At 61.6% G+C, this 20978-nt stretch carries 19 protein-coding genes; 2 read left to right on the top strand and 17 right to left on the bottom strand.

The window, feature by feature from the left end:
* Position 1: 1 nt before the first annotated feature.
* The 5 genes from FHT28_RS04355 to FHT28_RS04375 all read right to left on the bottom strand — a co-directional run bounded on the left by FHT28_RS04355 (position 2) and on the right by FHT28_RS04375 (position 6654).
* The gene (locus FHT28_RS04355; RefSeq protein ID WP_047552826.1) at positions 2-700 is read right to left on the bottom strand and encodes a phosphatidylserine decarboxylase; all 699 of its coding nucleotides are present in this window, start codon (positions 698-700) and stop codon (positions 2-4) included.
* 201 nt (positions 701-901) lie between these two features.
* On the bottom strand, positions 902-1444 hold the full coding sequence (gene pyrE / locus FHT28_RS04360; RefSeq protein ID WP_168595689.1) for an orotate phosphoribosyltransferase: 543 nt from the start codon (positions 1442-1444) through the stop codon (positions 902-904).
* A gap of 200 nt (positions 1445-1644) precedes the next feature.
* Positions 1645-2343: a phosphatase PAP2 family protein gene (locus FHT28_RS04365; RefSeq protein ID WP_168595690.1), complete on the bottom strand. Its 699-nt coding sequence runs from the start codon at positions 2341-2343 to the stop codon at positions 1645-1647.
* Positions 2344-2478: 135 nt separating this feature from the next.
* A complete protein-coding gene (locus tag FHT28_RS04370) occupies positions 2479-4365 on the bottom strand; it encodes an ABC transporter ATP-binding protein/permease (RefSeq protein ID WP_168595691.1) in 1887 nt (628 codons plus the stop codon).
* A 267-nt stretch (positions 4366-4632) separates the two neighbouring features.
* Positions 4633-6654, bottom strand: a complete 2022-nt coding sequence (locus tag FHT28_RS04375; protein ID WP_168595692.1) for a LysM peptidoglycan-binding domain-containing protein — start codon at positions 6652-6654, stop codon at positions 4633-4635.
* Positions 6655-6809: 155 nt separating this feature from the next.
* Here FHT28_RS04375 and FHT28_RS04380 point away from each other — a divergent pair, with 155 nt between their 5' ends.
* Positions 6810-7433: a TIGR00730 family Rossman fold protein gene (locus tag FHT28_RS04380; RefSeq protein ID WP_037194398.1), complete on the top strand. Its 624-nt coding sequence runs from the start codon at positions 6810-6812 to the stop codon at positions 7431-7433.
* 28 nt (positions 7434-7461) lie between these two features.
* Here FHT28_RS04380 and rarD read toward each other — a convergent pair whose 3' ends face one another.
* From rarD to radA, 11 genes are all read right to left on the bottom strand, one after another.
* Entirely contained in the window at positions 7462-8373 is a 912-nt protein-coding gene (gene rarD / locus FHT28_RS04385; protein WP_037193924.1) for an EamA family transporter RarD, read from the bottom strand.
* Between the two features lie 109 nt (positions 8374-8482).
* Positions 8483-10099, bottom strand: a complete 1617-nt coding sequence (gene cimA, locus FHT28_RS04390) for a citramalate synthase (RefSeq protein WP_168595693.1) — start codon at positions 10097-10099, stop codon at positions 8483-8485.
* A 169-nt stretch (positions 10100-10268) separates the two neighbouring features.
* Positions 10269-11228, bottom strand: a complete 960-nt coding sequence (gene pip / locus FHT28_RS04395) for a prolyl aminopeptidase (RefSeq protein ID WP_047552841.1) — start codon at positions 11226-11228, stop codon at positions 10269-10271.
* Positions 11225-11701, bottom strand: coding sequence for a GFA family protein (locus tag FHT28_RS04400; RefSeq protein WP_037193930.1), 477 nt, complete (start codon positions 11699-11701; stop codon positions 11225-11227). Before FHT28_RS04400 ends, pip begins: the two co-directional genes overlap by 4 nt.
* A complete protein-coding gene (locus tag FHT28_RS04405; RefSeq protein ID WP_168595694.1) occupies positions 11694-12185 on the bottom strand; it encodes a GFA family protein in 492 nt (163 codons plus the stop codon). Before FHT28_RS04405 ends, FHT28_RS04400 begins: the two co-directional genes overlap by 8 nt.
* A complete protein-coding gene (locus tag FHT28_RS04410) occupies positions 12182-12661 on the bottom strand; it encodes a GFA family protein (protein ID WP_047552847.1) in 480 nt (159 codons plus the stop codon). Before FHT28_RS04410 ends, FHT28_RS04405 begins: the two co-directional genes overlap by 4 nt.
* Entirely contained in the window at positions 12658-14049 is a 1392-nt protein-coding gene (gene cysS / locus FHT28_RS04415; protein ID WP_168595695.1) for a cysteine--tRNA ligase, read from the bottom strand. Before cysS ends, FHT28_RS04410 begins: the two co-directional genes overlap by 4 nt.
* Positions 14050-14274: 225 nt before the next feature.
* Entirely contained in the window at positions 14275-15015 is a 741-nt protein-coding gene (locus tag FHT28_RS04420; RefSeq protein WP_047552853.1) for an SDR family NAD(P)-dependent oxidoreductase, read from the bottom strand.
* Between the two features lie 69 nt (positions 15016-15084).
* Positions 15085-16569 (bottom strand): amidophosphoribosyltransferase, encoded by a 1485-nt coding sequence (gene purF / locus FHT28_RS04425; RefSeq protein ID WP_168595696.1) that lies wholly within the window; start codon positions 16567-16569, stop codon positions 15085-15087.
* A gap of 163 nt (positions 16570-16732) precedes the next feature.
* Positions 16733-17356 carry a CvpA family protein gene (locus FHT28_RS04430; protein WP_037193943.1) on the bottom strand — a complete coding sequence of 208 codons (624 nt, stop codon included), beginning with the start codon at positions 17354-17356 and terminating at the stop codon, positions 16733-16735.
* A 91-nt stretch (positions 17357-17447) separates the two neighbouring features.
* Entirely contained in the window at positions 17448-18851 is a 1404-nt protein-coding gene (gene radA / locus FHT28_RS04435) for a DNA repair protein RadA (RefSeq protein WP_037193945.1), read from the bottom strand.
* A 154-nt stretch (positions 18852-19005) separates the two neighbouring features.
* Here radA and FHT28_RS04440 point away from each other — a divergent pair, with 154 nt between their 5' ends.
* Positions 19006-19641, top strand: coding sequence for a LysE family translocator (locus FHT28_RS04440; protein ID WP_047552858.1), 636 nt, complete (start codon positions 19006-19008; stop codon positions 19639-19641).
* A gap of 62 nt (positions 19642-19703) precedes the next feature.
* On the opposite strand, the gene alr is transcribed toward FHT28_RS04440, so the two are convergent.
* The gene (alr, locus tag FHT28_RS04445) at positions 19704-20867 is read right to left on the bottom strand and encodes an alanine racemase (protein ID WP_092572815.1); all 1164 of its coding nucleotides are present in this window, start codon (positions 20865-20867) and stop codon (positions 19704-19706) included.
* Between the last annotated feature and the right edge of the window lie 111 nt (positions 20868-20978).

The following is a 20978-nucleotide window of genomic DNA, read 5'->3' on the forward strand; positions in this document are numbered from 1 at the left end:
CTCAGCTGCGACGGCTAACGGTCGGGCCCTTGGGCGAGCCGAATTCGGCAATCACGGTTTCGCCAGCGATCGCCCTTTGGCCGACGGCCACGCGCGGCGAAGCACCCTCGGGCAGGAAGACGTCGAGGCGTGAGCCGAAGCGGATCAGGCCGATGCGCTCGCCCGCGTCCAGCGGCTCGTTCGGGTTCACGAAACAAAGGATGCGGCGGGCGACGAGACCGGCGATCTGCACGACACCGATTTCGCCGTGTTTCGTTTCGATGACGAGGCCGTTTCGCTCGTTCTGCTCGCTGGCCTTGTCCAGTTCCGCATTGAGGAAGCTGCCCTGGCGATAGGCGATATTGGTGATGCGCCCGCGCATCGGCGAACGGTTCACGTGGCAGTCGAAGACGTTCATGAAGATCGAGACACGCAGCATCGGCTCGGTGCCAAGGTTGAGCTCAGCCGGCGGTGTGACCATCTGCACGCCGGAAACCTTGCCGTCGGCCGGCGATACGGCGAGGTCGTCGTCCTGGGGCGTCATGCGCTCGGGATCGCGGAAGAAATAGGCGCACCAGAGCGTCAGGATCAGGCCGATCCAGAAGAGCGGCTTGAAGATCCAGCCGAGCACCAGCGACGCGACGAAGAAACCTGCAACGAAGGGATAGCCTTCCTTATGCACCGGAACGATGACGTTGCGCACGCTGTTCAACAAGCTCATCTAAAGCCTACTCCGTTAAGGGCACCCTCGCGAAAACCGAACCCCGGTTGCGGAACGAGATGATGCCGGTCAAAAGATGAGAACAAGATAAGCGGTCTTGCTCTGATTACCAGTCGACGGTGACTACAGGCAAATGCCGTCATGAGCAATGCTCTCGCACGCTCGCCCCCAATGCAATCCCGCTCTCTTCTGCGGCCTCCACTACCTGGCGTTTTCCAGATCCGCCTTCGTAAAGACTGGAAGGACAGAGAGTTCTGGAAGGCCTTGGATTGTCGGCGCGCCATCCCCGCGCCAGATGGCGCAGACGACGGCAAGGATGTGTGCATGCTCGCCGAGCGCCAGGCGATAGGCGTCTTTCACTGCGCCGCCCGTCGTAATGACATCCTCGATGAAAGTGACGCGGCGACCCGAAACATTCTGTCCCTCGATGGCCCGGCATGTCCCATAGGTCTTCGCTTCCTTGCGAACAAACGCTGCGGGGAGGCCGATCTCGAGCGAGATTGCTGTTACAAGCGGAATGCCGCCCAGTTCCAGGCCCGCCAGAATCTCGGTTTCGGCCGGGATGAGCTCAGCCATGGCGCGGGCCAGCGGCTTTAGAAGAGAAGGTGTGCCTTCGAAGCGATACTTGTCGAAATACCGGTTGGAGATCTGACCCGAACGGAGTGTGAATTCACCCTGCAGGCTTGCCACTTCGGCAATACGCCGGGCGAGATCGTCTTTCGTGTAAGTTACCCCATCAGTCATCATCGAACCTCCCATATCGCAAAGCTTCTCGCGTATACGCGCGAAATCATCCGACCGTAAACCGCATAATTTTAGCAGTCGTGGCGGGACGTGCTGGTGGCGGGAAGGGGCAAATATGCGCCAGGCTCGGTATGCGCAAAAGGCAAGCCGCCGGAGACGATCGGGCGGCTTGGGGATGCGATGCTGTCGTGAAGTAGGGATCAGAGGCCGAGAGCGGCGCGCAGTTCCGCCTTGGCGCCCTCGTATTCGCTCTTGTAGTCGTCATGAGCCATGATGGTTTCAGCGATGACGGTGCCGGCGATGCGGCCGGCTTCGATGTCGGATGCATAGTGAATGCCGCCGACGATGCGGTTATGGCCGTATTCCCAGGCGCGGGCCATGATGACGGGACGCTTCTCCGGCACCATGTTCGAGAGCACGATGCCCATCAGCGTGCCGACCGTGGTGTGGCCGGACGGATAGGAGCCGGACTTGGAGAGCGGTACGATCGGCTTTACGAGATCGCTGTAGAGATGCGGGCGCGGGCGCTTCCAGACATCCTTGGCCGGATCGACGACGGCGCCTTCCGTCTCGACGATGCGATCGAAGAATGCGGAGAATTTCGGCAGATTCTCCTTGGTGAACTTCGGATTGTCGATGACATCGGAGAAGCGCCAGACATTCTCTTCCGCATCGGCCACGGCGCGTGCCGCCATTTCCGGTGTGCGGGTAACCTGGATGGTCAGGATTTCGCCCAGCTCGGCCTTCATCTGCGCCGAATCATTGGCGGGCGGCGGCGGCAGCAGATTGAGGAGATTGATCTCCTTGGCATCCGTGAACGGCTTGGCATCCTCGGCGAAAACCGGCGAGGCAACGCCGACAACGAGCAGCAATGTTAAAGCTTTGGCGAAATTACGCATTCGGGGCTCCCTTGAAATGAGAACCGTACCTAGCAAGCTGTCATCTCAAATCCATGACAGCTGTCCATGCGTAATCTTTCCGAGCAATATTTCCTGGGACGACCTGTCGGAGCGGTCCTTATGCCGCGCCTCCGCTCAGCTTGCCGGCGCCAGCCGGTTGACCACGCCCAGGTCGTCGTTTTCGCGCACCTGCTTCAGAAGCTCCTCTGCCTGCGTGGCCTCGCGTTGACGGTTCCACATGGAGGCGTAGAGCCCATTCTGGGAGAGCAGGTCCGCATGCGTGCCGCGCTCGGCGATCACGCCGCTTTTCAGCACGATGATCTCGTCAGCGCCGATCACGGTCGAAAGGCGATGGGCGATGACCAGCGTGGTGCGGTTCTTCGAAACGACATCGAGGGCCGCCTGGATCTCGCGCTCGGTCGTCGTGTCCAGCGCCGAGGTCGCCTCGTCGAGGATCAGTACCGGCGGCGCTTTTAGAACGGTGCGGGCAATCGCGACGCGCTGCTTCTCTCCCCCTGACAGTTTGAGGCCGCGCTCTCCGACCTTCGTCTCGAAGCCGTCGGGCAGATGGCGGATGAAATCGCCGATTTGGGCGATCTCCGTCGCCGCCGCCACCTCGGCGTCGCTCGCGCCCGGCCGACCGTAGCGGATGTTGTAGGCGATGGTGTCGTTGAAAAGCACCGTGTCCTGCGGCACCATGCCGATCACTTTGCGCAGGCTCTTCTGCGTCACCGTGCGCAGGTCCTGGCCGTCGATGGTGATCGTGCCGCTTTGCACGTCGTAGAAGCGGTAGAGAAGGCGCGACAGGGTCGATTTTCCCGCGCCCGACGGACCGACCACGGCGACTGTCTTGCCGGCGGGCACCTCGAAGGAAATACCCTTCAGGATCGGTCGGGCAGCATCGTATGCGAAATGCACATCCTTGAACGAGATGGCGCCGTTGCCGATAATAAGGTCCTTTGCGTCGTCAGCGTCTGTCACCTCGGGCTTGACCTCCAGCAGGTCGAACATTTCCTCGATATCAGTCAGGCCCTGGCGGATTTCGCGGTACACGAAACCGATGAAATTCAACGGCACGGAAAGCTGCAGCAGCATGGCATTGATGAAGACGAAGTCGCCGACGGTCTGGTGCCCGTTGAGAACGGACAAGCCGGAGATGACCATCATGACCGTCGAGCCGAGGCCGAAGATCACGCCCTGGCCGAAGTTCAGCCAGCCAAGCGATGTCCAGACGCCCGTCGCGGCCTTTTCATACTTCGCCATCGACTGATCGAAACGCCTGGCCTCCATCTCCTCGTTGCCGAAATACTTGACGGTCTCGAAATTCAGAAGCGAATCGATCGCCTTCGTATTGGCGTCCGTGTCGCTGTCGTTCATCGTGCGGCGGATGGAAATGCGCCAGTCGCTCGCCTTGACGGTGAACCAGATGTAGAGCCAGACCGTGACCGCCGTCACGGCGAGATAGGAAAAGCCGTAGCCGCGCCAGAAGATGATGGCGGTCAGCAGGAATTCGATGAATGTCGGAAACGTATTGAGGATGGTGAAGCGGACGATGGTTTCGATGCCCTTGGTGCCGCGCTCGATGACGCGCGAAAGGCCGCCTGTCTTGCGCTCCAGATGGAAGCGTAGCGACAGTTCGTGTATGTGCACGAAGGTCCGGTAGGCGAGCTGGCGAACCGCATACTGGCCGACGCTTGCAAACAGCGCATCGCGAAGCTGGTTGAGGCCCAGCTGTATGAGACGTGTAGCGTTCGTGGCGACGATGAGTGCGATGGCGCCGACCATGAAGGCCGGCAGGATGCCCTGCATGTCGAGCTTGCCGTTCAAGGCGTCGACGGACCATTTGAAGAAATAGGGAACCAGCAGCAGGAAGAATTTCGAGACCAACAGGAAGACGGTCGCCCAGACGACACGCATCTTCAGGTCCATGCGTCCGGCCGGCCACATATAGGGCCAGAGATTGATGATCGTATTCAATGGATTGCTGGAATCCGCCGATATGGTTTTCTTGCGGTCTGCCATGTCCGTCTCCGGCGAATAATCGAGGCAGCCGGACGTTGACGACCACTGGGGCGGCCCGGCTGGGATTGCCTTCGCATGCAAAAGCGCGGCCGTCACGCGAAGGCGATGAGGGTTGCGCGACGCTTATACTATTTTTATGCCGCGTAAAAGCATCGGCCAGGCGTTGATCGCGCCTGGCCGATGCATGACCTTGTCGAGGGAGCTCCAGGCTACTGTTTTTACGCAATTCCGGACGGAAAACCGCTGCGCACGTTTCCTGGAATTGCTCTAGAGATGCTCGCCCGAAAGCCGCTTGCGATGAAGCTCTTCGGCGTTGGGAAGCGCGTCCTTCGGAAGGCCGAAGACCTGTCCGGGAAGGATCCGGTCCGGATTGTTGATCTTGTCCTCGTTGGCCAGATAGATCGTCGTGTAGCGCACGCCGGCGCCATAGATACGGCGTGATATTTGCCACAGTGTATCGCCGCGACGGATGATGACGGCGTTGGCATCCTGCGAGAGCGGAGCCTGCTCCAGTGTCTTCGGACCGCTCTCGTTCGACGAGACCTCCGTATTCGGCTGGGTCGGTGCCGTCTGTGCCGGCGCGGTGATGGCCGCGATCATGTGTTCGAGATTGGGTAGCCCATCGCCGACCGACTTCGGATCCTTCGGAAGAGCCTGCAATACGGCAAGCGCCTTGAGGGCGGCGGCCGAAGCGTCGGCAGCAGCCTTCTTCAGGTCCGCGCTGGCGCCAATGGCCGGCCGGAATTCCGAAAGCGACTTCAGCGCGATCTCCGTGCCGGAGCGTGCAGCGGCAAGCTGTTCCACATTCGGCTGCTTGCCGTCAGTAAACAGGCCCTTCAACAGTGCGAAAGCCTTGCCGGCACCTTCTCTGAGCTTGGCAAGCTCGCCCTCGTCGAGCGGCACCATCGCGGCGGCCACCGACTGCGTCTGGGCGCCGGTCGCAGCCGGCGTCTGCGCGGCAACGGTCACCTGATTGCCTTCGGGGCGGGTGAAATTGACGCTGGTGCGCACAACGACCTTGCCTGCGCTGTCGAGCACGTCGACGCGAATCTTGTGGTCGCCGACAGCGAGCGGCATCACGCCATCGACGACGAAATGCCCGTCGCCACCGGCCGCGATCTCTCCGATCAACTTGTCGTCGGCATAGGCGCGCACCTTGGCGTGGGGCTTCGTGGTGCCGGCAACGAAGATATGGTCGTTTTCGATTTCCACGGCGTTGACCAGGACATCCGGCTGCCCATCCGTCGTCGCAGGCGTGCCCGCAGCGGGGTTGGCGGATGCCACGGCGCTACCGTCCTGTTGCGGCTTGGCGTCGGATGCATTGCCCTGAGCATTGGCTGTCGGCGCATTCTGCTCGGCGGCAGTCACGCGGCCCTGCTTGGCCGAGGGAGCCGTGATGATACGGCTGGCAGTGCCCGGCTTCGACACCATGGCGAGAAGCTGTGTCGAATCATCCTTCGGGACGGAAACGGTGGCCACTTCCTCGGAGTTGACCGGCTTGCCGTCCTTGCCGGTCGCGCGCAGCACCAGCTCGTGATCGCCGGGCGGCAACGGATTGTCGAGTACCGCGGCAAAGTCGCCGCTGGGGCCGACGTTGGTCGTGGTCACGACCTTTTCGCCATCGACGATCTCCAGCTTGGCGTTCGGCTCGGCCGAGCCGGCGATGACGGTGGATCCATCGGGTTCTACGCGCAGCACGTCGAACGACGGGACCAGGGATTTCGTCGCTGCCTCGGTCGTTGGTGCAGCGCCGCCGGTCAGCGCCGCCAATGCCTTGTCGATTGCAGCGCTGGCCTCGGCCGCGTTGTCGGGAAGCGACTGGACAATGGCGAGCGCCTTGTTCGCGCCATCCTGTACCTTTGTGACGAGGCCGGTCGCCGTCTGATCCGTGCCGGCGGGAAGCGCAAAAGCGACGATCGACTGAAGCGCCGTGATCGCCTTCGTCTTCGCGGCTGCGAAAATATCCTGGCTCGGCGTCGTGCCATCCTTGAACAGAGTCTTGAGGTCGGCAAGCGACGCCGTCGCGGCACCCGTCAGATCGGTAAGCTTTTTGGCGAGATCGGCCGTGTTGGCGGCGTTCGACACCGCATTCTGTGTCGACTGAGCTGTCTCGGCAGCCTTTTGCGCACTATCCTCGATCGTATTCTTCACCGTGTTGCTGGCCTGATTGACCGCATCGCCTATCGGCTTCTTGTCCCCGTTGATGCGCGGCATCACGAAAAAGACCATCAGTATGGTCGCAATTATCAGCACCAACAGAGCCAGCCAACCGGCACGGTTCTTCATCATTATTTATCTCCAGGCGGCGAAGTCGTCGCAACTCCTGAAATTGCTAGCGATTTCGCCTGTTTTTACAAGCTTTCTAAGCCATTTTCGCATGTCCGGGCACAAGTTTTCCTTCGAAAAATCTTGACTGAGCATTTGCAGCATAGTTGTTTGCATCCATGACTGACGATTCTGCGCCAATTCGATCCATTTGCGTTTATTGCGGCTCAAGGCCGGGGCGCGATTCTTCCTACATGGCTGCCGGCCGCGAGCTGGGCAAAAGCATAGCCGAGAACGGCCTGCGCCTGATCTATGGCGGCGGAACGAAGGGCATCATGGGCGCTGTCGCAAGCGGTGTGCTCTCGCACGGCGGTCAGGTCACGGGCATCATTCCGGAATTTCTGGTCGACATGGAAGCGACGCGCCATTCGCTCGGCCAACTGGACGAACTCATCATAACGCCAGACATGCATGCGCGCAAACATGGCATGTTCGAGCGCGCCGACGCCTTCGTGGCGCTGCCTGGCGGTATCGGCACTTTGGAGGAGATCGTCGAGATCATGACCTGGGGCCAGCTCGGCCGTCATGAAAAGCCGATGGTTTTCGCCAATATCAATGGTTTCTGGGATCCGATGATGGAGCTCATCCGCCACATGACGGAGGAGGGCTTCGTTCACACCGCCCATCGTGTCCAGCCGCTGGTCATCGACAAGATCGCCGACATCATTCCGGCCATCCGCAAGCACGCTGCTGAAACGCAAGGCGACCGCGGCGGTGAAGAGGCGGTCATTTCCAAGCTCTGAAGGGCGCCAGTAACAGCCGCCAATTCCGTCAGCGTGTGCGGCTCCGCCTCAACATCGACCAGCTGTAAAGCGCCAGGCCGGCCCAGATCAGCGAGAAGGCGATCATCTGTGTCGTCCCGAAGGGTTCCTTGAACAGGAAGACGGCAATCAGGAAAACCATCGTCGGCACGATGTATTGCATGATTCCGACGGTGGACAACTTGAGGAGCTTCGCGCCGTTCGCAAAGATCATCAACGGCAGGGCGGTGATCAGGCCGCATCCAAGCAGCAGCGCGGTATCGGTAAGGCCCGTTCGATAGAGATGGCCTTCGCCGCGCGCCTCCAGATAGACGATGTAGAGCGTCGCCGGAATGCAGAGAAGCAGCACTTCGAGGAAGAAGCCCTGATTGGCGCCAACCGGCAGCGTTTTGCGGAAGAAGCCGTAGAAGCCCCAGGAGAAGGTCAGCGTTAACGCGACCCAGGGCAGGGTTCCCGCCTTGATGGTGAGGATGACGACGGCTGCCGCAGCCAGTCCGATCGCGACGATCTGCGCCGGCGCCATCTTTTCCTTCAGAAGCAATGAGCCGAGCGCGATGCTGAACAGCGGGTTGATGAAGTAGCCGAGCGCCGCATCGAGCGAATGACCGGCGCCGATCGCCCAGACATAGGTCCCCCAGTTGATGGTCACAAGCGTCGCGGTCAGCGACGCCATCGCGACCGTGCGCGGATTGCTGAGCGCCGCCTTCACGTCGCCCATGCGGCCGAGCGCCAATAGCACTGCGCCCGCGACGGGAATGGACCAGAGGATACGGTGAGCGATGACCTCCATCGCCGGGATGTGCCCGAGCGCCTTCATGTAGAGCGGCAGAACGCCCCACATGAGGTAGGCCGTCAGCACGAAGCCGAACCCGCGTGCACTGTCTTCATTCTTGATCTCAGGGGCGACCGTATCGGTGGCCATGAATGTTTCCCGCCATATTCTGTTCTTTGAGACGGGATTACTCCAATGCGGGTGACGTGGCTAATTCATTTCCTTGACGGCATCGTCAAGGTTTTTGATAGGCGGCGGATTACTCCGCCGCGATTCTGCCCGCCATATGACGGTTCTTCATCAGCTTGTAGATGACGGAATCCATCAGTGCCTGGAACGAGGCGTCGATGATGTTTTCCGAAACGCCGACTGTCCACCAGCGCACGCCGTCGCTGTCGGTGGATTCGATCAGGACGCGGGTCACGGCCTCCGTGCCGCCGTTGAGGATACGCACCTTGAAGTCGGCCAGTTCCAGATCATCGATCTCGTGCTGGTATTTGCCGAAATTCTTGCGCAGCGCCAGGTCGAGCGCGTTCACCGGGCCATCGCCTTCGGCGACCGACATGATGGTCTGGCCGTCGATGATGATCTTGACCACCGCTTCCGAGACGATCTTCACCCGGCCGTGGGAATCGAAGCGACGCTCGACCATCACGCGGAAGCCGTCGATCGCGAAGAACTCCGGAATGGTGCCGAGCGTGCGGCGCGCCAGCAGCTCGAAGCTGGCATCGGCGCCTTCGTAAGCGTAGCCTGTGGCTTCCCGTTCCTTGACGATCTGGATCAGCTGGTCGAGCTTGGGGTCGTCCTTGCCGACTTCGATGCCGCGCCGCTTCAGGGCATTGATGAAGTTCGACTTGCCGCCCTGGTCGGAAACCATGACCTTACGGAAATTGCCGACGCTTTCCGGCGGCACATGTTCGTAGGTTCGCGGATCCTTGAGCAGGGCCGAGGCATGGATGCCGGCCTTGGTGGCAAAGGCGGAAGCACCGACATAGGGAGCCTGGTGGTCCGGCGAGCGATTCAGCAACTCATCGAAGGCGTGCGAAAGACTGGTGAGCCCGACGAGCCGCTCGGCATCGATCGTCGTTTCGAATCGCTCGCTATAGGCCCGCTTCAGCGCCAGCGTCGGGATCAATGTGATCAGATTGGCGTTGCCGCAGCGCTCGCCGATACCGTTCAGCGTTCCCTGGATCTGCCGCACGCCGGCCTCGACGGCGGCAAGCGAATTGGCAACCGCCTGACCGGTGTCGTTATGGGCATGGATACCAAGACAGTGCCCCGGAACGCCACAGGCGATGACGGCTTCGACGATGGCGCGGATTTCCGGCGGCTGCGAGCCGCCATTGGTGTCGCAGAGCACCACCCAGCGCGCACCCGCCTCATAGGCGGTCTTGGCGCAAGCGAGTGCATAGGTCGGATTGGCCTTGTAGCCATCGAAGAAGTGCTCGCAGTCAACAAGGGCTTCCTTGCTGGCGTTGACGGCAGCGTTGACGCTTTCGGCGATGCTTTCGAGATTTTCCTCGTTGGTACAGCCGAGCGCCACCTTGACGTGATAGTCCCAGCTCTTGGCCACGAAACAGATCGCGTCCGCCTTCGCCTGCAAGAGGCTGGCAAGGCCGGGATCGTTGGAGGCAGAAATGCCGGCGCGCTTGGTCATGCCGAAGGCGACGAAAGAGGCCGATTTCGTGCGCTTCTCGTCGAAGAAGGCCGTATCGGTCGGATTGGCGCCGGGATAGCCGCCCTCGACGTAGTCCAGGCCGAACTCGTCCAGCATGGTTGCAATGGCAATCTTATCCTCGACGGAGAAATCGATGCCGGGCGTCTGCTGGCCATCGCGGAGCGTCGTGTCGAAGAGATAGATTTTTTCGCGTGTCATACTGTTTCCTCCGGCGAGCCGGTTTGATGGTGGGTGCCCCTCATTCGTCCTCTCTCGGTTTCGCTTTGCCAAACCGTTCGAGTCCACCTTCTCCCCGTTTACACGGGGCGAAGGGGCTTGTGAGGTCGTTCTCTCTCCCCGCGTGCGGGGAGAGGGGGCTTACTCGGCATTACACTTTCCCGGCAAACTTGTCCGTCGCACGGATCAACTGATCCAGGATACCCGGCTCGGAAGAGGCGTGGCCCGCGCCCTCGATCAGATGAAACTCCGCCTTCGGCCAGGCCTTGTGCAGCGCCCAGGCATATCTCGCCGGGCAGGGCATGTCGTAACGGCCATGAACGATGACGCCGGGAATGTCCTTCAGTTTGTGCGCATCGCGCAGGAGCTGACCTTCTTCCAGCCAGCCGGCATTGACGAAGAAGTGGTTCTCGATGCGCGCGAATGCATGCGCATATTCCGCGTCCTCGAACTGCACGCTGACGGACGGTTCCGGCAGCAGCGTGATCGTTTCGCCTTCCCAGATCGACCATGCCTTGGCGGCCTCCAGGCGGGCTGCCTTATCGGGATGCGTCAGCAGGCGGTGGTAGGCCGCCATCATCTCATGGCGCTCGTCCGGCGGGATCGGCGCCACGAAGCGCTCCCACTTGTCCGGAAACATCTCCGAGACCCCGAACTGATAATACCAGTCGAGCTCGGCTCTCGTCAGGGTGTAGATGCCGCGCACGACCAGTTCCGAAACGCGTTCCGGATGCGTTTCTGAATAGGCGAGCGCCAGCGTCGAGCCCCAGGAACCGCCGAAAACAAGCCATTTCTCCACGCCGGCCATTTCGCGAAGCCGCTCGATATCATCAACCAGATGCCAGGTCGTGTTGGCTTCGAGGCCGGCATGCGGCGTCGACCGTCCGCAGCCTCGCTGGTCGAACAGGGTCACGTCGTAAAGCGCCGGATCGAACACGCGGCGATGGCTCGGCGAGATGCCGCCGCCCGGACCGCCATGCAGAAAGACCGCCGGCTTGGCGCCGGGCGTTCCCACACGCTCCCAGTAGATGACATGCCCATCGCCGACATCGAGATGGCCGGAGGCATAGGGTTCGATTTCCGGATAGAACGTCCGCAGGATCTCCGTCATATTTTCAGTCCCCCGGCCGGCCAGACGTCCGTATCGTGATCGGGATGCTGGAAGGAAATGATCCGCTCCTGCTGGGCATAGAAATCAGGATCCTGGAGCACGGGCTTTTCGAAGATGGTCTCTACCCAGGGCAGGCGCGAGGCATGGTTCACCTGGATCTGCGGCGCGAGATCATCGCGCTCGTCGAAGGCGCCGATGGCAATCTCCAGGCCACCAGGATGGCGATAGGTCATCGGCGTGCCGCAATTCCTGCAGAAGCCGCGATCGATGTTGACGGAAGATTGGAAATAGGTCGGCTCGCCACGTGTCCATTCAAGACCATCGTTCGGTGCCGTGACAAGGGCGGAGAAGAAGCTGCCGAACTGTTTCTGGCACATGCGGCAATGGCAGATCGACGGGCGACCGAGCTCGCCGCGAATGCGAAACCGCACCGCGCCGCATTGGCATCCTCCGCTTCTGGTGACTTCAGTCATGGCGCTTCTCCTGGGGCCAGGTTGAGGTATCGTGATCGGGATGTTGGTGGTTGGATAGCCGGATCGACGACGCGCGATCGGAGCCATCTTCATCCGGTTCCATCGGCAGCACATCCAGCGCATGGAACCAGGGCATCTTTGCCGCAAGGTTCGATTGCGCGACAGGCTGGACCGCCATCGGCTCATCCAGCGAGCCAAGCGTGACATTGATGAAAGCCGTACCCGGAATATCATAGAACAAAGGCGTGCCGCAGGTGCCGCAAAAGCCACGGCGCACGAGATCGGACGAATGAAACCATGAAGGTTCGCCGCGCGTCAGCTCGAAATCGGCGCGTTGGGCGCTGCCAAGCGGGAGGGCGTAGTTGCCCGATGATTTCTGGCACATGCGGCAATGGCAGAGATGCGGATAGCCGAGCGCGCCGGCGGTGCGATAGCGAACCGCGCCGCATTGGCATCCACCGCTATATCCCGCAGTCATCGTCATTGACCGGTCTCCGCTGGCCATGCTGCCGTATCGTGGTCCGGGTGCTGGTACGACACAAGCTCCAGCACGAAGGGCGCCTGCTCTGCGTCTTCTTCCGTCCGATGGCCCGGCAGCAGATGCAGCCGGTCGACGAAATCGATCTTGGCTTCCGTTCCGTATTGCACGACGGGCGGCAGCTGCGAGGGATCGTCGAAGGCGCCCGCCGCCACCGCCACACCATCCGGCGCCTCATAGGTCAGCGGTGTGCCGCAGTCCCCGCAGAAACCGCGCTTGACGTAGTTGGAAGACTGGAACGTTTTCCGTTCCCCGCGTGTCCAAGTGAGCTCCGCGCCGCGCGTCGAGACCAGCGGTGCGTAATAGGCGCCGAAGGCTTTCTGACACATGCGGCAATGACAGATCGACGCATCCTTCAGTTCGCCCCGCACCCGGAAGCGAACCGCACCGCATTGGCAGCCACCTGTGTAGGTTGCACTCACCGCTTGACCTCCCAAGTCGTGATGCGCTCGCCCGTTGCCGGATCCTTGCCATCCTTCAGCTGGATGCCCCTTGCCAGAAGGTCGTCACGGATCCTATCCGCTTCGGCGAAATTCTTCGCCTTCAGCAGTTCCAACCGCTGCCGCACCTTGGCATCGATCTCGGAAGCGACGGCTTCATCGACTTCCGCCTTCTTCGGTAGCAGGCCGAGAAGGGCGGCGCTCGCTGCAAAGACAGGCAGGAGGCTCGCATCGGCATTGGCGGCTTGGGCCAAAGCATGCAGCGCCTGAACGGCGGCGACGGTGTTGAGGTCGTCGGCAAGGGCGGCGAGAACCGTCGCATCAGGTGCCGTACCACTGACATCCGCTGCCGGCCATTTGGCGATCAGCCGCTCGGCTTCCTCCAGACGCTTAACGGAGAAGTCGATCGGCTCTCGGTAATGCGTCATCAGCATGGCGAGCCTCAGCACTTCGCCCGGCCAGGTCCGGCCGCCGAGTTTTTCCGTCTGCAGCAGCTCATGGATGGTGACGAAGTTGCCTTCCGATTTCGACATCTTGCGGCCTTCGACCTGCAGGAAGCCGTTATGCATCCAGACGTTCGCCATCGTATGCGTGCCGTGCGCGCAACGCGACTGGGCAATTTCGTTCTCGTGATGCGGGAAGATCAGATCCAGCCCGCCGCCATGAATGTCGAAGACATCGCCAAGATAGCGCCCGCTCATGGCCGAGCACTCGATGTGCCAGCCCGGACGGCCACGGCCCCAGGGGCTTTCCCAGCCGGGCTCGTTCGCGTCGGAGAGCTTCCACAGCACGAAATCGCCGGGGCTTTTCTTGTGTTCGTCGACAGCGATGCGGGCACCCGCCTGCTGCTCATCTAGATTGCGCTTCGAAAGCTGACCGTAATCGGCCATCGACTTGGTGTCGAACAGCACTTCGCCGGCCGCCTGATAGGCGTGGCCTCTGGCGATCAGCTTCTCGATGATATCGATCATCTGGGCGATGTTGTCAGTCGCCCGCGGCTGCACGCTCGGCTCCAGGCAGCCGAGCGCGGTCGTATCCTGAAAATACTGCGTCTCGGTCTTTTCCGTCACCAGGCGGATCGCCTCGTTGAGCGGCAGGCCGGGATGGTCGCGTAGCGCCCGTGCGTTGATCTTGTCGTCAACATCGGTGATGTTGCGCACGTAGGTCACGTGGCTCTCGCCATAAACCTGCCGCAGCAGCCGGAACAGCACATCGAAGACGATGGCGGGGCGGGCATTGCCGATATGGGCGAAGTCATAGACCGTGGGGCCGCAGACATACATGCGGACGTTCTCGCGGTCGATCGGCTGGAAATCGACTTTTTCGCGTGTCAGCGTGTTGTAGAATTTCAGTTGCGGCGCGGCGCCCATTTCACTCTCCCAAAGGCATGGATCCGAAAAAAATCGTCACCGGCCGGCCGGAACGTTTGTCATCTTGGATTTTGGGAGACGAAAACGGCCAGACCAGCGAAACGCTAGTGAATAATTTTCCGGCAGATAATGCAGATAACCGTTTTCATGGCAGGCTTTATCGCGCGCCGGATGAATTTGGTCAAGTGGGGAGGGAGCCTCTCCCGTACGGGGAGAAGTTCTTTTTTACTCCGGCATCCGGTAGTCGACGAGCTTGTTCTCGCGCACGACGAAGAGCTTGCCGGTTTCGGTGACGTCGGCGCCTGTGAGCGGCAGGATCGCCTTGGCGACGTCGCGGGGATGCGGCAGCGTATCCGGATCTTCGCCGGGCATGGCCTGGGCGCGCATGGCGGTGCGGGTCGCGCCCGGATCGACGCTGGTGATGCGCAGCGGCGTGCTCTGGGTTTCGCCGGCCCAGGTCCGCGCCAGTGCCTCGACAGCAGCCTTGGATGCGGAATAGGCGCCCCAGAACGGCCGGCAGCGATGGGCGGCGGCCGACGACAAGATAACGGCGCGTCCCGCATCGGAGCGCATCAGCAGCGGTTCGACGGAGCGGATCAGCCGCCAGGTGGCTGTGACGTTGACGGTCATCACCTTCTCGAAGACTTTCGCCTCGATATGGCCGATCGGCGAGATCACGCCGAGCACCCCGGCATTGGCGACGAGGATATCGAGCTTGCCCCAGCGTTCGAAGATCGACCCGCCGAGCGCATCGATGGCGTTCATGTCGGCGAGGTCGAAAGGCACGAGCGTCGCAGACCCACCGGCGGCCTTGATGGCGTCGTCCAGCTCCTCAAGTCCGCCGACCGTGCGGGCGCAGGCAATCACGTGCGCGCCAGCCTTGGCGAGTTCCAGTGCCGTGAAATAGCCGATACCGCGCGACGCGCCGGTAACGAGGGCGATCTTGTCCTTGAGGTTGACGCTCATGCTGTCTTGATCCGAATGCTATGGGGAGGAAAGGGGCAAGAAACGCCCCTTGTCAGCCGTTACCGGGGGTCAGCCGTTGCTGGCAAGCATGGAGAGCTTGCGCACGTTGCTTGTGCTTTCCCGGTCGAGCAGGCGCGTCGGATAGTCACCGGTGAAATAGTGATCGGTGAACTGCGGTTGCGCACTGTCGCGCGGCTCGCCGCCGACGGATCTGTAGAGTCCATCAATCGACAGGAATTCAAGGGAATCGGCGCCGATGAAATCGCACATGGCCTTCAGGCTGCCATACTGATTGGCAAGCAGCTTTTCAGCGTCCGGCGTATCGATGCCGTAGAAGTCCGGATAAAAGATCATCGGGCTGGCGACGCGGATATGCACTTCGCGGGCGCCAGCCTCGCGGATCATCTGCACGATCTTGACCGAGGTCGTGCCGCGCACGATGGAATCATCCACGAGAATGACGCGCTTGCCCTCGATGATGGCGCGATTGGCGGAGTGCTTGAGCTTGACGCCGAAAGCGCGGATCTGCTGTGTTGGCTCGATGAAGGTGCGGCCGACATAGTGGTTGCGGATGATGCCGAGTTCGAAGGGGATGCCGCTTTCCTGCGCGTACCCGATAGCCGCCGGCGTGCCGCCATCCGGCACGGGGACGACGACATCGGCCTCGACGGGGGCTTCCCTGGCAAGGTTGATGCCCATGTTCCGGCGGGTGACATAGACGTTGCGGCCGCCGACCACGGAATCGGGACGGGCGAAATAGACATATTCGAACAGGCAGAGCCGCTCGGGCTTGGAGACTTCCGGCTTGCGGGCATCGATGGTGATCGAGCCGTCCGGCTGGATCTCGCAGATGACGACTTCGCCGTTTTCGATGTCGCGGACGTATTTGGCGCCGATGATGTCGAGGGCACAGGTTTCCGAACAGAAGATCGGTTTACCGTCGAGTTCGCCCATGACCAGCGGCCGGATGCCGATGGGGTCGCGCGCCGCGATCAATTTGGTGCGCGTCATGGCGAGCATCGAATAGCCGCCTTCCATCTGGCGGATCGCATCGATGAAGCGGTCGGAGGAGGAGGCCTGCTTGGAGCGGGCAATGAGATGGAGGACGACTTCGGTGTCTGACGTAGCCTGAAAGATCGCACCGTCGGCGATCAACTGCCGGCGCATGGTCAGGCCGTTGGTGAAATTGCCGTTGTGAGCGATCGCGATGCCGCCGACTTCCAGCTCGGCGAACAGCGGCTGCACGTTGCGAAGGATGGTTTCGCCCGTCGTCGAGTAACGCACATGGCCCATCGAGCGGTCGCCGGGCAGGCGGGCAAGCGTGGCAGGATCGGTATAGTGATCGCCGACGAGACCCATCCGCCGCTCCGAATGAAAGCGCTGGCCGTCGAAGGAGACGATGCCGGCGGCTTCCTGGCCGCGATGTTGCAGGGCATGCAGGCCGAGCGCCGTCAGCGTTGCCGCGTCGGGGTGTCCCAGAATGCCGAATACGCCGCATTCCTCGTGCAGCGTGTCGCCGTCGATATCATTCTCGATGGAAAGGGAATGGTTCATGGCTGCGGGCCTTTGCTCTCAACGTGGGCGGATCGGGCGGCGTCACGACTGGATACTACAATAGCTGAAAATCCGGCCGGAAAATACATCGGGCCGGATCTTCCAGTTTCATGCCGCTCACATGGCGATTATCACGCGGCGGGTCAAGCCTGTAAACGCATTGTCAATTATTTGTCTGTGGCGCCGGTGCATCGTCGGGCGGCGCGGTATCGTTCGTCGCACCGTTGTCGCCACCCTGCTGGGGCTGCGTCTGCTGTTGCTGATTGGGTGCGATCTTGTTGATGATCTCGGGCGGCAGCATCGCCTGGATGTTGTCAGGAAGTGCCGACTTCAGCTTCTCAACCATCGAATCGAGGAAGGGCTTCGACTTGGCGTTGTTGACCCAGTCCGGACGGGCGGCGGGTGCTACGAGCCAGTTCCAGAAGGCCACCACGACAACCATCAGCAGCAGGCCGCGAGCCGCCCCGAACAGGAAGCCGAGTGTCCGGTCGAGTGCGCCGATGCGGCTGTCGATGATGAAATCGGCGATCCGGATGGTGATGAAGGAAATGATGATCAGCGCCAGCAGGAAGATGACGCCGGCCGAAGCGATCGTCGCGATCTTGGTGTCGGCCTTGTATTGCAGCGCATAGGGAACGAGCAGGGGATAGAGATAGTAAGCGGCGACGGCCGAGCCACCCCAGCTGACGATCGAAAGAATTTCGCGGGAAAACCCGCGGACCATGGCCAGAACGGCGGAGAACAGAAGAACGCCGATAACAATACCGTCGAAAATCGTAATGGGCATGTATAATCCACTTCAAGACTTGCCACGCCATGTTGGCGGGCATCGGCCTCAGTATGAGCCTCTTCTACGTCAAGGACGGCTGAAGTAAGGCTCAGTCTTCATCTTCCGCACGCTTAAGCGCACCTTTCGATCCGGCTATGCGCGCCACCAGGTCCGGCAGGCTTTCAACCTCACTCCAGCGTCCGCCATTGACCTTCGGCAGGTCGGCGGAAGCGGCAGGCAGGAGGGCCGTAGAAAATCCCAGCTTCTCGGCTTCCTTGAGACGCTGGGCGGTGTGCGCAACCGGCCGGACGGCGCCCGACAGGCTGACTTCGCCGAAATAGACGCAATCTGCAGGAAGGGCAAGACCAGCCAGAGAGGAAACCAGTGCAGAGGCGACGGCAAGGTCGGCAGCCGGCTCAGAAATGCGGTAACCGCCGGCGACATTGAGATAAACATCGTGCTGGCCGAGCCGAACGCCGCAATGCGCCTCCAGCACCGCGAGAATCATCGACAGCCGCGCCGAATCCCAGCCGACCACGGCGCGCCGCGGTGTGCCGAGCGATGTTGCGGCGACCAGCGCCTGTACTTCGACCAGGATCGGTCGCGTGCCCTCCATGCCCGCAAAGACGGCGGCTCCCGGCGATTTCGAATTGCGTTCACCGAGGAAAAGCTCGGACGGGTTCGCCACATCGCGCAGGCCCATGTCGGACATTTCGAAAACGCCGATCTCGTCGGTCGGGCCGAAGCGATTCTTGACTGTGCGCAGGATGCGATAGTGATGGCCGCGATCGCCCTCGAAATAGAGGACGGCGTCGACCATGTGCTCGACGACGCGCGGGCCGGCGATCTGGCCGTCCTTCGTGACATGGCCGACAAGCACCATCGCAGCACCCGTCTGCTTGGCGAAGCGGATCATCGCCTGCACGCCGGTGCGCACCTGCGTGACGGTGCCGGGAGCGGATTCGGCAAGTTCGCTCCACAGCGTCTGAATGGAATCGATAATGACGAGGTCCGGCCGTTTGCCTTCGGCAAGCGTCGCCAGGATATCTTCGACATTGGTCTCCGCCGCCAGCATCACGTCGGTATCGGCCGCTTGCAGCCGCTGCGCGCGAAGGCGAACCTGCGCCACGGCCTCTTCGCCCGAGACGTAGACGACCTTGTGCCCTTGGCGGGCGAGCGCCGCCGCGGCCTGCATCAGCAGCGTCGACTTACCGATGCCGGGATCGCCGCCGACGAGGACGGCCGAGCCGCGCACGAAACCGCCCCCTGTGGCACGGTCAAGCTCTGAAATGCCCGTGAAGATGCGCGGTGCTTCCTCGATCTCGCCGGAAAGCGAGGTCAGCGTCACCGGTCGCCCTTTCCTGGGCGTCTTTGTCGGACCGCCGCCGATCCCGCCCATCGGATCTTCCTCGACGATGGTATTCCATGCGCCGCAGCTATCGCATTTGCCCGCCCAGCGATTGTGGATCGTGCCGCAGTTCTGGCAGATGAATTGTGTACGGCCCTTAGCCATCGGATGCTGGTCTCAAAGTTCAAATGCTCCGCTCTTCGAAGCGAATCGCGATCGGCTGACAGATAATGTCTTTCGCGGCCCATCAAAACTAATGATTTCCGTATCAACGCCGATCGTGTCAGCCTTTATGCCGGGTTTTTAGGGATGATGACCGATGTTTGACTATTCGCTTGCGCACTGGATCGCTTTTCTGACCGCCGCGACGCTGCTCAACCTCTCGCCGGGGCCGGATATCGCCTTCATTCTCGGTCACACGATCAGAAGCGGCATGCGCTCCGGTTTCGCCGCCTTGTTCGGCATATGGAGCGGCGCGTGCCTGCATGTGCTGATGGCGGCGGCGGGACTGTCGGCGATCCTGGCCGCCTCGGCGCTCGCCTTCTCGACGATAAAGTGGATCGGGGCTGCCTATCTGATCTGGCTTGGCATACAGGCATTGCGCTCCAAGGGTGACGCCGCATGGATCAAGGACGCCGGCAAGACACTGTCCTCGGGCCGCATCTACCGGCAGGGCATTCTGGTTTCGCTGCTCAACCCCAAGGTCGCGATCTTCTTTCTCGCCTTCCTGCCGCAGTTCGTCGTCGAGGGCGCCGGCCCAGTCTGGGCGCAGCTCCTGCTGCATGGCAGCCTGATCATCGTCGTGGCTGCGTTCATCGAGCCGCCGCTCATCCTTCTCGGCGGTCGGCTCACTGAGGCGCTGCGGCGCAATCGCAGCGTCGGGCTGTGGCTCGATCGCGGATTGGGCGCGCTGTTCGTCGCTCTTGGCGTGCGCCTGGCGATTAGCGCGCGTTAGAGTATTTCCAGGAAAGTGCGCAGCGGTTTTCCGTCCGGAATGCGAGAAACAGGAAGATAGCGCTATTCCTCGGTCTCTTCCGAGATATAGCGCCGCTCGTGCCGCAGCCCCATGCTCGTCAGCATCTCGTAGCCGATCGTGCCGGCGGCTCTGGCCGCATCATCAACCGGGATATTGCTGCCGAATAGCTCGATATAGTCGCCGGCGCGAACCAGATGGTCCGGCAGGTCGGTCACGTCGAAGATGGTGAGGTCCATGGTGATGCGGCCGGCAACGGGCACCTTGTGCCCGGCAATGAAGCCCTGGCCTCCGGCAATGCCCGCCTGGCGCAGCGGCACACCGGCGCTTGACTGGCTGCGCATGTAACCATCGGCATAGCCGGCCGAGACGATCGCCAGCCGGCTGTCGCGCGTCAGCTGAAGCGCGCGGCCGTAGCTCACCGTTTCGCCGGCCCTGACGGAGCGTGTCTGGATGATCCTGGCTTCTGCCGTCGCCACCGGCCGCATCGGATTGGCCATGCCGGGAACGGCCTCGGCGCCATAAGTGGCGATACCGGGGCGGGTAAGATCGAAATGATACTCCGGCCCAAGAAATATGCCGGCCGAATTGGCAAGGCTCGCCTCTATCCCCTCGAAGGCCGCGCTGACCTTGCGGAAGGCGTCCAGCTGCTGCCGGTTCATCGCATTCGACGGATCGTCGCCACAGGCAAGATGGCTCATGACAAGCACCGGCGAGAAGCTCGCAGGCCGCGAGACGTCGTCGGCGAGTGCCAGTGCGTCCTCCATCGGTAGGCCGAGCCGGTTGAAGCCGGTGTCGACCTGCAGCGCGCAAGGATAGTCGCCATAGTCCGAAAGCACCGACATCCAGAAGGTCAGTTGCTCCTCTGACGCGATGATGGGTACGAGATCGTTCTCGAAGAATATCCGCTCCATCCCCGGCCAGATGCCGCAAAGCACGAAGATGCGCGCCTCGGGCGCGTAGAGTCGGAGCGTTGCGCCTTCGTCAGCGGTCGCGACGAAGAAATCACGGGCGCCGGCCGAATAGAGGGTTTCGCCGATATCCTCGATCCCGAGCCCATAGGCATCTGCCTTGACGACGGCAGCGGTGCGGGCGCTGCCTGAGCGGCGGGCCATCTCGCGCCAGTTTTCGACAAGCGCGCCGAGATCCACCGTCAGCCGCAAGCCGGCGGAAGCGAAAGCGTCATAGTCATCGAAATTGTCTGTCATGGAGCCGCCTTAGCGAAAAAATGGCCGGAGATGATTTGGCTCCGGCCAGGATAGTGATCATCGATGAAAAGAAAAAGTGCTGCGGCACATATGCGTGCCGCCTGCCGCCTT

Source organism: Rhizobium sp. SG570 (assembly GCF_012275345.1).
In the GTDB taxonomy this organism is placed as follows: Bacteria; Pseudomonadota; Alphaproteobacteria; order Rhizobiales; family Rhizobiaceae; genus Rhizobium; species Rhizobium lusitanum.

What these genes read in the sequence shown, in the direction of transcription:
- FHT28_RS04355 (WP_047552826.1), bottom strand. Translation starts at nt 700, where the DNA reads ATGAGCTTGTTGAACAGCGTGCGCAACGTCATCGTTCCGGTGCATAAG.
- pyrE (WP_168595689.1), bottom strand. Translation starts at nt 1,444, where the DNA reads ATGACTGATGGGGTAACTTACACGAAAGACGATCTCGCCCGGCGTATT.
- FHT28_RS04365 (WP_168595690.1), bottom strand. Translation starts at nt 2,343, where the DNA reads ATGCGTAATTTCGCCAAAGCTTTAACATTGCTGCTCGTTGTCGGCGTT.
- FHT28_RS04370 (WP_168595691.1), bottom strand. Translation starts at nt 4,365, where the DNA reads ATGGCAGACCGCAAGAAAACCATATCGGCGGATTCCAGCAATCCATTG.
- FHT28_RS04375 (WP_168595692.1), bottom strand. Translation starts at nt 6,654, where the DNA reads ATGATGAAGAACCGTGCCGGTTGGCTGGCTCTGTTGGTGCTGATAATT.
- FHT28_RS04380 (WP_037194398.1), top strand. Translation starts at nt 6,810, where the DNA reads ATGACTGACGATTCTGCGCCAATTCGATCCATTTGCGTTTATTGCGGC.
- rarD (WP_037193924.1), bottom strand. Translation starts at nt 8,373, where the DNA reads ATGGCCACCGATACGGTCGCCCCTGAGATCAAGAATGAAGACAGTGCA.
- cimA (WP_168595693.1), bottom strand. Translation starts at nt 10,099, where the DNA reads ATGACACGCGAAAAAATCTATCTCTTCGACACGACGCTCCGCGATGGC.
- pip (WP_047552841.1), bottom strand. Translation starts at nt 11,228, where the DNA reads ATGACGGAGATCCTGCGGACGTTCTATCCGGAAATCGAACCCTATGCC.
- FHT28_RS04400 (WP_037193930.1), bottom strand. Translation starts at nt 11,701, where the DNA reads ATGACTGAAGTCACCAGAAGCGGAGGATGCCAATGCGGCGCGGTGCGG.
- FHT28_RS04405 (WP_168595694.1), bottom strand. Translation starts at nt 12,185, where the DNA reads ATGACGATGACTGCGGGATATAGCGGTGGATGCCAATGCGGCGCGGTT.
- cysS (WP_168595695.1), bottom strand. Translation starts at nt 14,049, where the DNA reads ATGGGCGCCGCGCCGCAACTGAAATTCTACAACACGCTGACACGCGAA.
- FHT28_RS04420 (WP_047552853.1), bottom strand. Translation starts at nt 15,015, where the DNA reads ATGAGCGTCAACCTCAAGGACAAGATCGCCCTCGTTACCGGCGCGTCG.
- purF (WP_168595696.1), bottom strand. Translation starts at nt 16,569, where the DNA reads ATGAACCATTCCCTTTCCATCGAGAATGATATCGACGGCGACACGCTG.
- FHT28_RS04430 (WP_037193943.1), bottom strand. Translation starts at nt 17,356, where the DNA reads ATGCCCATTACGATTTTCGACGGTATTGTTATCGGCGTTCTTCTGTTC.
- radA (WP_037193945.1), bottom strand. Translation starts at nt 18,851, where the DNA reads ATGGCTAAGGGCCGTACACAATTCATCTGCCAGAACTGCGGCACGATC.
- FHT28_RS04440 (WP_047552858.1), top strand. Translation starts at nt 19,006, where the DNA reads ATGTTTGACTATTCGCTTGCGCACTGGATCGCTTTTCTGACCGCCGCG.
- alr (WP_092572815.1), bottom strand. Translation starts at nt 20,867, where the DNA reads ATGACAGACAATTTCGATGACTATGACGCTTTCGCTTCCGCCGGCTTG.